This is a genomic window from Streptomyces sp. NPDC002076 (genome assembly GCF_053593835.1).
On sequence record NZ_JBSFDI010000002.1, the window covers coordinates 130,751 to 145,537 of the forward strand.

Sequence of the window (14,787 nt, forward strand, 5' to 3'; positions counted from 1 at the left end):
CGGCCTTCGAGCGTCCCCCGGTCTGAGCGCGCACGGCCTTCGAGCGTCCCCCGGCCTTCCGGCAGGTGCCGGCCGCCCTCACCCGTGCCGGAAGCCGTTCACGCCGGCGACCCGGCCGTGGTGGCGGCGTCGCTCGACCGTCGTGCGGTGCAGCGCGATGAGCGCGGCGTCGTCGTCCAGCCGGCCACCGGCATGGGCGAGCAGGTCGCGTCGCACATGGTGCATCAGCGCCTCGGGGGCGTCGTCGGTCCAGAGCGCGGCCCGCTCGGTGAGCGGATAGAACCGGCCGCGGGCGTCCCGGGCCTCCACCACGCCGTCGGTGTACAGCAGCAGGGTGTCACCGGGCTCGAAGGAGAAGACGTCCAGCGTGTGTTCGGTGTTGCTGCCGTGCACCCCGAGCGGCGGGGAGGGGTGCAGGCTCGGGACCGTGACGGCGTGGCCGGGGCTCAGCAGCAGCGGCGGCGGATGGCCGCAGCTGGTCATCCGGGTCACCGGATCCCGGTCCGGGATCTCCACCAGCAGCGCGGTGGCGAACCGCTCGCCCGCCTCCTCCGGCGGGTCCAGATCTGCCGCGTAACGGGTGACGCTCTGCTCCAGCAGATCGGCCAGTTCCTCGAGCGGGATGTGCCGGTGGGCGCTCTCCCGGAAGGCGCCGAGCAGCAGCGCGGCCTCGCCGATCGCGGGCAGCCCCTTGCCGCGCACGTCACCGATCAGCACCCGTACCGCGCCGTCGCACCGGGTCGCCGCGTACAGGTCGCCGCCGATCTGCGCCTCGTCCTCCGCCGCCAGATACAGCGAGGCGATCCGCAGCGGGCCGATCTGCTCGGGCAGCGGCCACATCAGCACGTGCTGTGCGGCCTCGGCGACCGTGCGGACCTGGGCCAGCTGGGCCTGCCGGCGCTCCCGCAGCGCGCTGTAGACCACCAGCGTCACCGTCAGCACCCCGAGGGTGATGACCTGCACGATGTGGTTCATGGTGCCGATCCCGCCGTGGGTGAAGCCGATGAGGATCTGCGCGGCAAGTGCCAGCCCCCCGACGGCCGCCGTGGTCCGGGGCCCGGCGAAGGAAGGAGTGATCGCGGGCGCGATCACCAGGGCCGGGCCCAGGTGGATGCTGGTGGGGGCCTGCATGTCCACCACCGTGATCACCACGATGAGCGCGACCGGGAGCAACAGCAGAGCGTGTACCGACTGCCACGGCTGCCGCGGACCCGCTCTGAGCCAGGACGTCATCCTTCCAGCGTGCTCCAGGGCCGCACACGATGCACGCCCGTGCGGCCGCAGGCCGACGAGACGCCGTCCGGCGGGGCACGGTCACCGGCCTCGGCGTGCTGAGCACGCCGGCGGTCGCCGCGGTGCAGGGCGATCTGCGACCCGGCACCTTGGCGCCGGTCGGGGCGGACGAGCCGCATTGAACCCGCCCGACCGTGCGCCGTGTCGGTGCGATCGCGCCGGGTACCCGTACGCCCCTGGGCCCGAACCGGCCGACCCGGGGCCTCGGGGCCGCGAACGGAGATGCCATGACGCACAACGGGGAGGACGCCGCTCCCCTCCGGCGCCCGGAGGTCACCGAGCTGCGCCTCGCCTCGGGCGGACCGGACCAGCCCGCCACGCCAGGACCGGACCTGCCGCAGGACCGCAGCCAGGCGATCCTGGAGGCCGCCAAGGAGATCGGCGCTCTGCTCAAACGCGCCGGCCACCGTTTCGCGCTCGCGGGCAGCGTGGCCGTCTACGCCCACGGCGGCAGCCGCTACCTCCAGCACGACGCCGACTTCTGCGTGCTGCCCGACGACGCCGAGGCGGTGGCCGCCACCTTGGGCGAGGCCGGCCTGCCCATCCGGACCCCGCCCGAGGACTGGCTGCTGAAGACCACCTGCCGTGGGCAGAACATCGACATCATCTTCGCGCTCGCGCACCAGCCCGTCACGGAGGAGATGCTGGATCGCGCCCATGTCCTGCCGGTCGACTCGGTGCTGATGCCCGTCCTTTCCCCGACCGATCTCATCCACAGCCTGATCAGCGCCTTCTCCGAGCACTACTGCGATTTCGGGGCCGTCCTGCCGGTGGCCCGCGCCGTCCGCGAGAAGGTCGACTGGCACGCGCTCCGGGTGGCCTGCGGCGATCAGCCCATGCCGGCCGCCTTCCTCTTCCTCCTCGAACGGCTGAACGTGATCGACCCCCAGGAGGGGCAGCCATGACCGACACGAGCCCGCCGCCCCCGTCGGCGGCCGGCAACCTGGACTACCGCGTCGCCCATCTCGCCGAGCGCCTGGCCACCGGGGACCTCGGAGAGCTCGGCGTACGGCTGGAGCTGCGCGGCGACGCCATTCTGCTGACCGGCACCGTGCCGTCCAGCCAGTGCAGGGACGACATCTGCCACATGGCCCGCGAAGAACTGGCGGGGCATCCCGTCCACTGCGACATCCTCGTCGCCGGGACCTCCTCACCCGAACACGGAGAGGACCTGACATGATCCGCGTCGCGGCCGTCGGGGACATCCACATGAGCCCCGAGAGCCAGGGCACGCTGCGCTCCTCCTTCGAGACGCTGCGCGAGTGCGCCGACGTCCTGCTGCTCGCCGGGGACCTCACCCGGCACGGTACGACCGAGGAGGCCGCAGTCGTCGCACGGGAGATCAAGGACCTCGGGGTGCCGGTCGTCGCCGTCCTGGGCAACCACGACCACCACGACGAACGGCCCGAGGAGGTCAGCATGATCCTGCGGGACGCCGGGGCCCACGTCCTGGAGGGAGAGGCCGCTGTGGTGGGCAACGGCGGGACCCGGATCGGGGTCGCCGGGACCAAGGGCTTCGGCGGCGGATTCGTCGGACGCTGTGCCGGGGAGTTCGGCGAACCCCTCATGAAGGAGTTCGTCCGCTACAGCCGTCGGTGCGCCGACAGTCTGCACGCGGCCCTGAGCGACCTGGCCGACCGGAACTGCGACGTCCGGATCGCCCTGACCCACTTCTCGCCCGTTCCGGACACCCTGGCCGGGGAGCCGCAGGAGATCTATCCGTTCCTCGGCAGCTATCTGCTCGCGGAGGCGATCGACACCGCCGGCGCCGACCTCGCCGTCCACGGCCACGCCCACGCGGGCACCGAGCACGGCATGACCAGCGGCGGCGTCCGCGTACGGAACGTGGCCCAGCCGGTCATCGGCCAGGCCTTCCACGTGTACAACCTGCCGGGCCACGAGGAGCATGCGCTGGGCTGAGCCGGGCGGACCGCCCGCTTCCTGGTGGGTCGGGGTGCATGCAGCGCGTTTCCTGGCCGGTGGGGCGAAACCGAGCGCGCGCCTCATGGCTGTCCAAGGCACATACCAGCGCCCGCCGCACGGTTGGTCGTCGGGCGATATCCAGCGTGTCGTGGCTGACCAGGGGGGCGATACCGAGCGTCTGCCCTGCCGGTCGGGTGGCTGACGCCGGTGTCTCTGGGCTGGTCGGGTGGCTGCGGCGGTGTCTCTGGGCTGGTCGGGTGGCTGTGGCCGGTGCTTCTCGGCCGGTCTGGCAGTCGGGTCCGGCGCTTGCGGCTGGTCAGGGGCCGTATGTATCCGGTGTCTCTGGGCTGGTCGGGTGGCTGTGGCCGGTGCTTCTCGGCCGGTTTGGCAGGCGGATCTGGCGCTTGCGGCTGGTCAGGGGCGGCCTGGGCCGGGAGGGCGGCCGCGAGGGCATCGAGGCGTTCCTGGAGACCCAGTACATCGCCCTTCACTGGCCCACCGACTGATCCCTCCCGCCGTCCCCCGTCCCCTTTCCCGGCAAAGGACCGTTCATGGCAACGACGCCTGCGACTGAACACCAGTTCGACACACCTGAGGTCTCCCCGTCCCCGGAACTCCTGCGCGAACGCCGGCGCCTGCACACCAAGCTGAAGCTCGCCACCCAGATCGGCGAGGGCATCGACGGCTACATCATCGGCGGCATCGGCATGGCGATGGGCGTGCTCACCACCGATCTGCATCTGTCCACGGTGATGGAGGGCCTGGTCGGCGCCTCCCCGCTGATCGGCATCTTCTTCGGCGGCCCGCTCTTCGGCCGCCTCGCCGACCGCTACGGCCCGTGTTCCTCGTCGACATGCTGATCTTCCTGATCGGCTCGGTCCTGCAGTTCTTCGTCACCGACGGACTCCAGCTCTTCCTCATCCGCCTGGTGATGGGCATCGCCATCGGCGGCGAGTACGCCATCGGGGCCCCGCTGCTCTCCGAGTACGCCCCCGGCAAGGGCCGCGGCCGACTGCTGGCCAGCCTGGAGATCAGCTGGTACGTCGGCTACGCCCTCGCCACCGTCGTCGGTGCCGTCTTCGCAGGCGTGCGCGGCGGCTGGCGCTGGACCCTCGCCAGCAGCGCGGTCGTCGCCCTGGTGTGCGTGGCGCTGCGCGGCGGCATCCCCGAGTCGGCGCGCTGGCTGCTCAGCAAGGGCCGCCGCGAGGAGGCCGACGCCCTCATCCGCAAGTACGGCGTCGAGATCGACGTCGCCGCCGAGCTCGGTGCGGCAGGGCAGACCCAACGCCAGGGATTCCGGGCCCTGTTCAGCCGCGATCACATCCGCAGCGCGGTCTTCGCGAGCGTGTTCTGGGCCGTGCTGGTGCTGCCGTACTTCTCCATCGGCACCTTCTGGACCCAGGTCTTCGACGCCCTGAACATGGGTGACAACGCGGTCGCCGCGTTGCTCGTCTACTCCTTCACCGCCGTCGCCGGTGTCACCGCCGGCTGTCTGGTCGTGGACCGCACCGGTCGGCGCAAGCTGCTCATCCCGCCGTTCTGGATCACCGCCGCCGCGCTCGCCATGGTCGCGGTGTGGCCGAAGTCGACACCGGTCATCGTCGGCGGCTTCCTGTTCTTCATCTTCCTCAACGCCGCCTCCAGTGCACTGACCGCCGTCTACCCGCTGGAGGTGTTCCCGACCTCGCTGCGTGCCACCGGCGTCGGCTTCGCCACCGCGATGAGCCGGGTCGGCGCGGCCGTCGGCACCTTCCTGCTCCCGATGGGCCTGAACCACTTCGGCGCCCGGTTCGTGCTGCTCGTGGGCGCCGCCGTCCTCGCCGCAGGCGCTCTGGTCTCCCAGTTCCTGACCCCGAGACCACTGACCTGGACCTCGCGACGGCAGCCCGCACCGCCCGGGAACCCAAGGCCTGACGGCCCTTCGATCCTCGGTACCGTACGGGCCCGCCGGACCCATCCGGACCGAGGGCCGCGCAGGGGCCCGCTGCCGCCCCGCAGGGCCCACCTGATCGCCTGCGCCATACCGCTGCGGGTGGCGGGTGGCGGGTGGCGGGTGGCGGGTGGCGGGTGGGCCCTGTCCCGGATCATCCGCCGCACGTCCTTGCTCCTGCGGGCCGCCGCAATGCAGCACCCCGCAGGAGCACAGGGCTGTATCGGATTTGCGGCTACCGCCGCGCGGGCGCGAACAACCACGACGGACCTGCAGTCACCGGACGGCAGACGCTGGCACCTCCTGAGGCGCTCAGCGATTGACCGCGCGCATCCCCGCCTCGTCGTAGCGCTCGCCCGCCACCTCGGGCAGCTCCGCGTCGATGCGGGTCAGGTCCTCCTTGGTCAGCTCGATGCCGACCGCGGCAGCGTTCTGCTCCAGGTAGGTCCGCCGCTTGGTACCCGGGATCGGCACCAGGTCCTCACCCTGGGCCAGCACCCAGGCGATGGCCAGCTGGGCAGGCGTCACGTCCTTCTCGGCGGCGATCTCCTTCACCTTCGCCGCCAGCCGCAGGTTCGCCTCCAGATTGGCGTCGGTGAAGCGCGGGTTGTTGCGCCGGAAGTCGTTCTCGTCCAGCTCGTCCGGCGAGGTGAAGCGGCCGGCGAGGAAACCGCGGCCGAGCGGGGAGTACGGCACGAAGCCGATCCCGAGCTCCCGGCAGGCCGGCAGAACCTCGGCCTCCACATCGCGCGTCCACAGCGAGTACTCGCTCTGGACGGCGGTGATCGGGTGCACCGCGTGCGCCCGCCGGATGGTCTCCGCGCTCGCCTCGCTCAGCCCGATGTGCCGCACCTTGCCCTCGGCGACCAGTTCGCCCAGCGCGCCGACCGTCTCCTCGATGGGCACGTTCGGGTCGACCCGGTGCTGGTAGTACAGGTCGATGTGGTCGGTGCCCAGCCGCTGCAGCGAGCCGTGGACCGACTCACGGACGTGCTCGGCGGAGCCGTCCTGCCGGCCGACGGTCGACATGTCGCCGGGTACGGCGTCGTCCATCCGGTAGTTGAACTTGGTTGCGAGCACATACTCGTCGCGGTGCCCCCGGATCGCCTCGCCGACCAGCGACTCGTTGGTCAGCGGCCCGTACACCTGCGCGGTGTCGAGGAAGTTGATCCCCAGTTCGAGGGCCCGCCGGATGGTCGCGATGCCCTCCTCGTGGTCGGCGGAGCCGTAGAAGGCCGACATGCCCATACAGCCAAGGCCGAGAGCCGATACTTCGAGATCCCGCAGACTGCGCTTCTGCATGTGATGTCCCAGCCTCTCCTGCACACACTCGATGGTCGCTCCGTACGGCACACGGATGCGCGCACCCGCGTGCCGTACGTCTGCGACGCTACGAGTTGGAGCGCTCTCCAAGTCAAGCAACGCTCCGAGCGCGGCTGGGAATCCAGCCGCACCGGCAACTCGAACAAGTCGTTCTGGGTGACCACCGGCTTGCCGTGCCCGAAGGAGATGTGCCGGTTCGGTTCCCCGTCTCCCGAATGGTCTTGTCGCCGACCGGCACGTCCTCGGTGGCGAAGCGGAGCGGGACGTGTGAGGTCGGGGTGGGCGGACCGCCTGGCGGAAGCTGTTGAAGCGGGTGGCGCGGGCCTTGCCGGCGTCGGTGCCGGGCGTGGGCCGTGGCCCGCCGGAGCGGGGCGCCGAGCGGGAACGTTCGGCCTCGGCGAGGGTGCGGCCGCGGCGGCGCTCGGGGAGGCCGGCCGGGCCCTCCTCCGGCGGGGCGGTGGGGCTCGTGGACCGCGGTGGCCTCCACGGCGGCCGGAGCCTCGGCCGGCGCGGCGGTGCGCGGCAGCGGCGGCGCGGGGTCGGTGAGGATGTCCTCTGCGGGATGAGCATCAGCACACCCGTGCCGCCGCGCGCGGACGGCCGGAACGACACCGTCGGCAAGGTTGCGCGCTCGTTCCGTGAACTGAGCGGCTGTACCCGCGCGTTGACCGCGAGGAGAACGACTCGCGCGCTTCGGGCCCGCGCCGCGCCGAGCCGTTCAAGGGGCCTGCATGGGAGGACGGATCCGAGGGGGTGAAGGTTGCCTCCCGGGCCCGGATTCCGCCGCTGTGGGCCTGTGGGTCTTCCCACACCCCTGTCCCTCCGTAAAGGATCTTGACGCTTGCCTCCCGGCTCGCTGAACTGTCACCGATCGGGTCTCACCACCACAGAGGCCCACACCGGGGGAGGGACCGGGCGCATGTCGGAACGGCAGCGGCGCGACCAGCAGGTGATCGACGAGTTCCGGACGGCGGCCGGCGTCGGCGGCGGCCGCCCGCACCACCCGGCCTTGCACCACAATCCCCGCGCCCGCCCCGCCGCCCTCGTCGAAGTCGGCACCGGCACTTGATCCGCACATCTCTACGATGGCGGCTGAAACGGGTGGATCACTAAAAAACGCCCCGAGGCCGGAATGCCGGGACCGGGGTGAAGGGGGCGATGGACATGACGGGGGAGCCGAAGGCGATGGGCTGCCGTGTCTCATGACGACTGAAGCGCGCATCGAGTGGTGCCGCGCGCTGCTCGCACGGCTCGCCCGCTTCACCGGGCGCACGCTGCGGGGCGAGTGGCACGCCATCGTTGTCGAACCCGTGCGGCGGCTCATGCGGCGCGGACTGTCCGGGCTGCTGCTGGCCTTCGTCGCCGCGTTCGGCGTCATCTTCTTCCACGCCATCGCCCAGCGTCCGCTCGGCGCGGTGTGGGTGACGCGGCTCGGCGGCGTCAGGGCCGACCTGCCGCTGTGGCTGTCGCTGCTGCGCACGCCCGTGTCTCTGTACGTCCCGGCGCTCGACCTGCCCGTGTGGGCGGGCATCACCCAGCTGTTCCTCGCCTTCGCCTGGGCCGAACTGGCCCTGGGCCGGGGCCGGACGCTGGCGATCTCCTACGCCACCACCGTGGCCGGCACGCTCACCGCCCGCGTGATGATCGCGCTGGGTCCCGGCTGGTGGGGCTTCGGGCTGCCGCACACGTACGCCGGGGTGCTCGACACCGGACCGTCGGCGGCCGTCGTCGGCCTGTTCACCTATCTCTCGGTGGTCAAGCGCGCGCCCGTGGTGTTCACCCTGACCGGCGGCTCGATGGTGTGGGAGTCCATCGCCGTCCCCAACCTGGCCGGCCGCGAGCATCTGATCGCGGTGGCTTCGGCGATCGTCCTCGGCCTGCTGCACGGCCGCCGCGCACGACTGCGGGCCCGTCTGCGGTCCCTGCTGCCTGTCCGGGACCGCGGGCCCGCGCCCACGGCCCCATCCGTGACCCCCGTGTCCGCACCGCCCCGGACCGTGCCGGTACCGGCGAGCGCCGAACGGTCGCGGGCTGGGTCGCAGGAGCGGTCGGAGGACACCGCGATGACCTCCCTGGAGTGCTGATTCCATCGCGTGTGCCTGTGGCGCTGCCCACCCCGCCGATGTGATGGTTTTCGCACGTCCACATGCGCGGCCACCCCCTAAGGTTGCCGCGAGGTACGGCAGGGCGTGGCTGACACCTTGGTGTTCGTCGCCGGCAGGCAGCTGAAGGGAATCCAGGATGTTCCGCAAGGTGCTGGTCGCCAACCGTGGAGAGATCGCGATCCGCGCGTTCCGGGCGGGCTACGAACTCGGCGCGCGCACCGTCGCCGTGTTCCCGCACGAAGACCGCAACTCACTGCACCGGCTGAAGGCCGACGAGGCGTACGAGATCGGCGAGCCGGGGCATCCGGTGCGGGCGTATCTCTCCGTCGAGGAGATCGTGGGCGCCGCCCGCCGGGCCGGTGCCGACGCCGTCTACCCGGGCTACGGCTTCCTGTCCGAGAACCCGGAACTGGCCCGCGCCTGCGAGGAGGCGGGCATCACCTTCGTCGGCCCGAGCGCGGCCACCCTGGAGCTGACCGGCAACAAGGCCCGGGCGGTCGCCGCCGCCCGCGCGGCCGGCGTGCCCGTGCTCGGCTCGTCCCAGCCCTCCACCGACGTGGACGAACTGGTGCGCGCCGCCGAGGAGATCGGCTTCCCCGTCTTCGTCAAGGCGGTCGCGGGCGGCGGCGGGCGCGGCATGCGCCGCGTGGCGGACCCCGCCCTGCTGCGCGAGTCCATCGAGGCCGCGTCCCGCGAGGCCGACGCCGCGTTCGGCGACCCGACCGTCTTCCTGGAGAAGGCCGTCGTCGACCCGCGCCACATCGAGGTGCAGATCCTCGCCGACGGCGAGGGTAATGTCATCCACCTCTACGAGCGCGACTGCTCGCTCCAGCGTCGGCACCAGAAGGTCATCGAGCTGGCCCCCGCCCCCAACCTCGACCCCGAGGTACGGCAGCGGATCTGCGACGACGCCGTCCGTTTCGCCCGCGAGATCGGCTACCGCAACGCGGGCACCGTCGAGTTCCTCCTCGACCCCGCCGGCAACCACGTCTTCATCGAGATGAACCCGCGCATCCAGGTCGAGCACACCGTGACCGAGGAGGTCACGGACGTCGACCTGGTCCAGGCCCAGTTGCGGATCGCCTCCGGCGAGACCCTCGCCGACCTCGGTCTCGCCCAGGACACCATCACCCTGCGCGGCGCCGCCCTGCAGTGCCGTATCACCACCGAGGACCCCGCCAACGGCTTCCGCCCGGACACCGGCCGGATCAGCGCCTACCGCTCCCCGGGCGGCTCCGGCATCCGCCTGGACGGCGGCACCACCCACGCCGGTACGGAGATCAGCGCGCACTTCGACTCCATGCTGGTCAAACTCACCTGCCGGGGCCGGGACTTCCGGGCCGCCGTGGGCCGGGCGCGGCGTGCCGTGGCCGAGTTCCGCATCCGCGGTGTGGCCACCAACATCCCGTTCCTGCAGGCCGTACTGGACGACCCCGACTTCCAGGCGGGCCGGGTCACCACCTCCTTCATCGAGCAGCGCCCGCACCTGCTCACCGCCCGCTCCTCCGCCGACCGCGGCACCAAGCTGCTCACCTACCTCGCCGACGTGACCGTCAACAAGCCGCACGGCGAGCGCCCCGACCTGCTCGACCCGGTCACCAAGCTGCCGCCGCTGCCGGCCGGCGAGCCGCCCGCCGGCTCCCGACAGCTGCTGGTCGACCTCGGCCCCGAGGGCTTCGCCCGCCGGCTGCGCGAGTCGCCGACCATCGGCGTCACCGACACCACCTTCCGCGACGCCCATCAGTCCCTGCTCGCCACCCGCGTCCGCACCAAGGACCTCCTGGCCGTCGCGCCGGTCGTCGCCCGCACCCTGCCGCAGCTGCTGTCCCTGGAGTGCTGGGGCGGGGCCACCTACGACGTCGCCCTGCGCTTCCTCGCCGAGGACCCCTGGGAGCGGCTGGCCGCCCTGCGCGAGGCCGTCCCCAACATCTGCCTCCAGATGCTGCTGCGCGGCCGCAACACCGTCGGCTACACGCCGTACCCCACCGAGGTGACCGACGCCTTCGTGCAGGAGGCAGCCGCCACCGGCATCGACGTCTTCCGCATCTTCGACGCCCTCAATGACGTCGGACAGATGCGCCCCGCCATCGACGCCGTACGCGAGACCGGCACCGCGATCGCCGAGGTCGCCCTCTGCTACACCGCCGACCTGGGCGACCCCGCCGAGCGGCTGTACACGCTCGACTACTACCTGCGGCTGGCCGAGCAGATCGTCGAGGCCGGCGCCCATGTCCTCGCGGTCAAGGACATGGCCGGACTGCTGCGCGCCCCGGCCGCCGCCAAGCTGGTCTCCGCGCTGCGCCGCGAGTTCGATCTGCCCGTGCATCTGCACACGCACGACACGGCCGGCGGTCAGCTCGCCACCTATCTCGCCGCGATCCAGGCGGGCGCCGACGCCGTGGACGGCGCGGTCGCCTCCATGGCCGGTACGACGTCCCAGCCGTCGCTGTCGGCACTGGTGGCCGCCACCGACCACTCCGACCGTCCCACCGGCCTCGACCTGCAGGCCGTCGGCGACCTGGAGCCGTACTGGGAGGGTGTCCGCAAGATCTACGCCCCGTTCGAGGCGGGCCTCGCCTCCCCGACCGGCCGCGTCTACCACCACGAGATCCCCGGCGGCCAGCTGTCCAACCTGCGCACCCAGGCCGTCGCCCTCGGCCTCGGCGACCGCTTCGAGGACATCGAGGCCATGTACGCCGCCGCCGACCGCATCCTGGGCCGCCTGGTCAAGGTCACTCCGTCCTCCAAGGTGGTCGGCGACCTCGCCCTGCACCTGGTCGGTGCCGGTGTCTCCCCGAAGGACTTCGAGGAGACGCCCGACAGGTTCGACATCCCGGACTCGGTGATCGGCTTCCTGCGCGGCGAGCTGGGCACCCCGCCCGGCGGCTGGCCCGAGCCGTTCCGCACCAAGGCGCTGCAGGGCCGGGCCACGCCCAAGCCGGCGCCCGAGCTGTCCGCCGACGATCGCGAGGGCCTCGCAAAGGACCGCCGGGCGACTCTCAACCGGCTGCTGTTCCCGGGCCCGACGCGGGAGTTCGACACCCACCGGCAGTCCTTCGGCGACACCAGCGTGCTGGACAGCAAGGCGTTCTTCTACGGGCTGCGTCCGGCCAAGGAGTACGCCGTCGACCTGGAGCCCGGCGTCCGGCTGCTGATCGAGCTGCAGGCGATCGGAGAGGCGGACGAGCGTGGCATGCGCACGGTGATGTCCACGCTCAACGGCCAGCTGCGGCCGATCCAGGTCCGCGACCGCGCCGCGGCCTCGGACGTGCCGGTGACGGAGAAGGCCGATCGCGCCAACCCCGGGCATGTGGCGGCGCCGTTCGCCGGTGTGGTGACCCTGGCGGTGGCCGAGGGCGACGAGGTCGCCGCCGGCGCCACCGTCGCCACGATCGAGGCCATGAAGATGGAGGCCACCATCACGGCTCCGAAGGCGGGCCGGGTCTCCCGCCTGGCCATCAACCGCATCCAGCAGGTGGAGGGCGGCGACCTCCTGGTGGAGCTCGCCTGACCTCGGCGCCTACCCGCTCGCCGGGACTCAGTCCCAGAGCGGGTAGGTCATGACCTGCTTGAACCCATCCGGCCGGGCGCCGGTGTAGGTCAGGCTGATCTGTGCGTAGCGCTCGAAGGACGGATGCTTCTTCCACTGCTGCTCGCCGGTCAGCCGGATGACGACCGGGTACTGGTGGAAGGTGCCGGCGGCGCAGTACGGGTTGCAGTCGTTGACCCAGTTCACGCCCTCGCCCTTCGCCCCGCCCGGACCCCACTGGGTCCAGTGGAGTCCGGTGAGCCGGCTGTTGCCGTCGCCGCAGGCCAGGATGAAGTCGGTCGGGCGGACGGTCCGGTGGAAGAAGCAGTCCACCAGGACGGGCCGGGCCGTACTGGCCTGCACGCCGGTCCCGTGGGGGGTCGGGGGACTGGCCGAGGCCGTCGTCATTGCCGTGGTCAGCAGGGCTCCTGCCGCCAGGGTGACCGCCGTTCCCACCAGTGCTCCGCGCATGGCCGCTCCCACCGTCGTGCTGTGTTCGACCGTCCACTCGACGCTACGACCGTGCGGCCGTTTGCACCAATCGCGCAGGTCGTGCGGCGTGTCACCGGTGGGAGACGGTCAGGCCGTAGAACGCGACACGAGCGCCGTTGGTCGTACTGTCCGAGGAGGACTGGTTGTAGGAGCCGGCCTTGAAGTACTGCTTGTACTGCTGGAACGACGACGGGATCCCGTAGTGGGTGGTGGTGCCGTTGACGGTCAGGTCGACGGTGTTCCCGCCGGAGACGGCGATGGTGTAGCTCCAGGTCTTGCCGACCGGCACATGCCCCACGGTGTGCGGGGTCTGCCCGCCGGACGGCGAGTTCTCCGTGCCGAGGACGATGTCGCCCTTCGCGTGGTAGTACAGCTCCAGCAGCGGCTTGGTGGAGGAGCCGCCGCTGCCGAGGTGGATCTGCCCGACGCACACGTTCTTCGTCACGGACACCACGCGCAGGGTCGCGCTCATCCGGTGCGAGCCGGACAGCGCCCAGTCGGCGGCGCTGCCGTCCCGGTTCATCTCGCGCAGCTCGGAGCGAGCGTAGTTGGAGTTCGGGGTTGTCACGCCCTTCTCGGGCGCCCAGAAGGTCATGGCGCCGTCTCGGGTGTCGGTGTAGAAGTACGCGTCCTGGTAGCCGTTCGGGCCCTGGAGCCGGGAGGAGGGGATGGTGGTGGGGCTGCCGGGGGAGCCGACGGGCTCCTGCAGCTCCCAGACCGACAGGTCGAAGTTGCCGCCGGGGGCGACATGCGGATCGGCGGCGACCGCGCTGGGGCTGCCGAGCAGGGCGAGGATGAGAGCGAGTCCCGCGGTGGTCGGCACCGCGAGGAGCCGGGATCGGGTCATGTGGGGGTCCCTTCCGCGAACCTGAGGCGGACGGCGGATGCGTTCAGCATGATGAACGCTGAACGCATCCTTGGTCGCTGATGACCCGAGAAGCTAGAGGTCTGAACCAGACACGTCAAGTGGCTCAGCAGGCGCCCTCGTCCTGCCACGGCCCCCATTCCGAGGCGCCGGGCACCTCGTTCTGGGTCCACCACTTGGCCTTCCAGTTGTGCTTGTTGTACGAGACCTCGTTCCCCTGTGTGTACACCGCCGTGGAACTCCACGCGGGCTTGCAGGAGGTCGGTGTCGGCGTGGGGGTCGGCGTCGGCGTCGGAGTGGGCGGGGTGACACCGGCGAACCGCACCGAGTACTTCGCGAAGTCCCAGGAGTTCTGGGTGACGCTGGAACATGTCCCGGAGGTACGGCCCCCGTTGTCGGGCGGGCTGCACTGCCGGTCGCGGTTCAGGGACCAGAACGTGAAGCGGTCCATGTTGTGGCTCGTCGCGTAGTCCAGCACCGTCTGGAAGTCGGCCTGGGTGAAGTACTCGCCCGAGTCGCTGCGGCCGTTCATGCCGGAGAAGCCCTCGTGGGCGTACGCGGTCGCCTGGTCCCAGCCGAACGTCGACTGCAGGATCGAGTTGAAGTTGGTCAGCGCGCTGGTCTGGCTCGCCGCCCCGTTGAAGCCGCCGTCGAAGGGCATGATGGAGAAGTTGTTCGGGGTGAACCCCTGTGACTTGGCCTCCAGCAGCATCTGCTTGCCGAACCAGCCGGTGCCGTCCGCCGTACCGGCCGTCGTTACCGAGACGTACAGCCCCGGGTTGTTCTGCTGGAGGATCCTGGCCGCGCCGATCTCGTTCTTGATGGCCGCGCTGTTCTCGTACTCCGGTTCCTCCAGGTCGAAGTCGATGGCGTGCAGCCCGTACTTGGTGATGACCTGCTGGTAGGCCGCCGCCGTGGACGCCGCGTCCGCGCACGCCTGGCCCAGCTTCGTGCCGCCGTAGCCGCCGATGGAGACCGAGACGTCACCGCCCTTGGCGCGGATCGTGTTGATCACCGACTGCACGGCCGTGTCGGAGGAGACGGGCGCGGTCCCGCCCCAAGTGGGCGAGCAGCCACCGCCGTTGGGAGCGAGGACGAAGGCCAGCTGGAAGGCCTTCAGGCCGGTGGCGTCCATGATGGCGGCCGGGTCCGGCGGGTCGTTGTCCAGCGGCATCAGATAGGGGGCGGCGGCGTACCAGCGGTTGCTCAGCGCGCTTGTCGCGCCCGAGGCGTTGCTCGTCATGAGCGCGGTCGTGCCGGCGGCGGCGAGCGTGACGGCCGCCGCCGCGCCCAGACATGCCCGAAGACGTCTCACTGCGTGCCTCCA

General features: G+C 71.4%; 12 protein-coding genes and 1 pseudogene. 8 read left to right on the top strand and 5 right to left on the bottom strand.

Going from position 1 to position 14,787, the window contains the following annotated elements:
* Nucleotides 1-78: 78 nt before the first annotated feature.
* A complete protein-coding gene (locus ACWCQS_RS04810; protein ID WP_451003123.1) occupies nt 79-1,233 on the bottom strand; it encodes a PP2C family protein-serine/threonine phosphatase in 1,155 nt (384 codons plus the stop codon).
* Nucleotides 1,234-1,520: 287 nt separating this feature from the next.
* On the opposite strand from ACWCQS_RS04810, the gene ACWCQS_RS04815 reads away from it, so the two are divergent.
* The 5 genes and pseudogenes from ACWCQS_RS04815 to ACWCQS_RS04835 all read left to right on the top strand — a co-directional run.
* A complete protein-coding gene (locus ACWCQS_RS04815) occupies nt 1,521-2,198 on the top strand; it encodes a hypothetical protein (RefSeq protein WP_451003124.1) in 678 nt (225 codons plus the stop codon).
* The gene (locus tag ACWCQS_RS04820) at nt 2,195-2,473 is read left to right on the top strand and encodes a hypothetical protein (RefSeq protein WP_451003125.1); all 279 of its coding nucleotides are present in this window, start codon (nt 2,195-2,197) and stop codon (nt 2,471-2,473) included. The genes ACWCQS_RS04815 and ACWCQS_RS04820 overlap by 4 nt, the downstream gene beginning before the upstream one ends.
* A complete protein-coding gene (locus tag ACWCQS_RS04825) occupies nt 2,470-3,213 on the top strand; it encodes a metallophosphoesterase family protein (protein WP_450983717.1) in 744 nt (247 codons plus the stop codon). Before ACWCQS_RS04820 ends, ACWCQS_RS04825 begins: the two co-directional genes overlap by 4 nt.
* A gap of 554 nt (nt 3,214-3,767) precedes the next feature.
* Nucleotides 3,768-4,076 (top strand): hypothetical protein, encoded by a 309-nt coding sequence (locus ACWCQS_RS04830; RefSeq protein WP_451003126.1) that lies wholly within the window; start codon nt 3,768-3,770, stop codon nt 4,074-4,076.
* A pseudogene (locus ACWCQS_RS04835) lies at nt 4,070-5,074 on the top strand (MFS transporter); the annotation flags it as partial. The gene ACWCQS_RS04830 and the pseudogene ACWCQS_RS04835, both read left to right, overlap by 7 nt.
* A gap of 384 nt (nt 5,075-5,458) precedes the next feature.
* Here ACWCQS_RS04835 and ACWCQS_RS04840 read toward each other — a convergent pair.
* On the bottom strand, nt 5,459-6,448 hold the full coding sequence (locus ACWCQS_RS04840; RefSeq protein ID WP_451003127.1) for an aldo/keto reductase: 990 nt from the start codon (nt 6,446-6,448) through the stop codon (nt 5,459-5,461).
* A gap of 940 nt (nt 6,449-7,388) precedes the next feature.
* Here ACWCQS_RS04840 and ACWCQS_RS04845 point away from each other — a divergent pair.
* The 3 genes from ACWCQS_RS04845 to ACWCQS_RS04855 all read left to right on the top strand — a co-directional run bounded on the left by ACWCQS_RS04845 (nt 7,389) and on the right by ACWCQS_RS04855 (nt 12,085).
* Entirely contained in the window at nt 7,389-7,538 is a 150-nt protein-coding gene (locus ACWCQS_RS04845) for a hypothetical protein (RefSeq protein WP_451003128.1), read from the top strand.
* Nucleotides 7,539-7,671: 133 nt separating this feature from the next.
* Nucleotides 7,672-8,553 carry a hypothetical protein gene (locus ACWCQS_RS04850; protein WP_451003129.1) on the top strand — a complete coding sequence of 294 codons (882 nt, stop codon included), beginning with the start codon at nt 7,672-7,674 and terminating at the stop codon, nt 8,551-8,553.
* A 157-nt stretch (nt 8,554-8,710) separates the two neighbouring features.
* Nucleotides 8,711-12,085: a pyruvate carboxylase gene (locus ACWCQS_RS04855; protein ID WP_451003130.1), complete on the top strand. Its 3,375-nt coding sequence runs from the start codon at nt 8,711-8,713 to the stop codon at nt 12,083-12,085.
* A gap of 27 nt (nt 12,086-12,112) precedes the next feature.
* Here the strand turns inward: ACWCQS_RS04855 and ACWCQS_RS04860 are convergent, their stop codons facing one another.
* From ACWCQS_RS04860 to ACWCQS_RS04870, 3 genes are all read right to left on the bottom strand, one after another.
* On the bottom strand, nt 12,113-12,574 hold the full coding sequence (locus ACWCQS_RS04860; RefSeq protein ID WP_451003131.1) for a hypothetical protein: 462 nt from the start codon (nt 12,572-12,574) through the stop codon (nt 12,113-12,115).
* A gap of 91 nt (nt 12,575-12,665) precedes the next feature.
* Entirely contained in the window at nt 12,666-13,442 is a 777-nt protein-coding gene (locus ACWCQS_RS04865; protein ID WP_451003132.1) for a polysaccharide lyase family 7 protein, read from the bottom strand.
* A 124-nt stretch (nt 13,443-13,566) separates the two neighbouring features.
* Nucleotides 13,567-14,775: a carbohydrate-binding protein gene (locus ACWCQS_RS04870; protein WP_451003133.1), complete on the bottom strand. Its 1,209-nt coding sequence runs from the start codon at nt 14,773-14,775 to the stop codon at nt 13,567-13,569.
* Nucleotides 14,776-14,787: the final 12 nt, after the last annotated feature.

Excerpts from the sequence above, each read along its gene's own strand:
- ACWCQS_RS04820 (WP_451003125.1), top strand. The coding sequence starts at position 2,195 with ATGACCGACACGAGCCCGCCGCCCCCGTCGGCGGCCGGCAACCTGGAC.
- ACWCQS_RS04860 (WP_451003131.1), bottom strand. The coding sequence starts at position 12,574 with ATGCGCGGAGCACTGGTGGGAACGGCGGTCACCCTGGCGGCAGGAGCC.
- ACWCQS_RS04840 (WP_451003127.1), bottom strand. The coding sequence starts at position 6,448 with ATGCAGAAGCGCAGTCTGCGGGATCTCGAAGTATCGGCTCTCGGCCTT.
- ACWCQS_RS04810 (WP_451003123.1), bottom strand. The coding sequence starts at position 1,233 with ATGACGTCCTGGCTCAGAGCGGGTCCGCGGCAGCCGTGGCAGTCGGTA.
- ACWCQS_RS04825 (WP_450983717.1), top strand. The coding sequence starts at position 2,470 with ATGATCCGCGTCGCGGCCGTCGGGGACATCCACATGAGCCCCGAGAGC.
- ACWCQS_RS04850 (WP_451003129.1), top strand. The coding sequence starts at position 7,672 with ATGACGACTGAAGCGCGCATCGAGTGGTGCCGCGCGCTGCTCGCACGG.
- ACWCQS_RS04815 (WP_451003124.1), top strand. The coding sequence starts at position 1,521 with ATGACGCACAACGGGGAGGACGCCGCTCCCCTCCGGCGCCCGGAGGTC.
- ACWCQS_RS04855 (WP_451003130.1), top strand. The coding sequence starts at position 8,711 with ATGTTCCGCAAGGTGCTGGTCGCCAACCGTGGAGAGATCGCGATCCGC.
- ACWCQS_RS04845 (WP_451003128.1), top strand. The coding sequence starts at position 7,389 with ATGTCGGAACGGCAGCGGCGCGACCAGCAGGTGATCGACGAGTTCCGG.
- ACWCQS_RS04830 (WP_451003126.1), top strand. The coding sequence starts at position 3,768 with ATGGCAACGACGCCTGCGACTGAACACCAGTTCGACACACCTGAGGTC.
- ACWCQS_RS04865 (WP_451003132.1), bottom strand. The coding sequence starts at position 13,442 with ATGACCCGATCCCGGCTCCTCGCGGTGCCGACCACCGCGGGACTCGCT.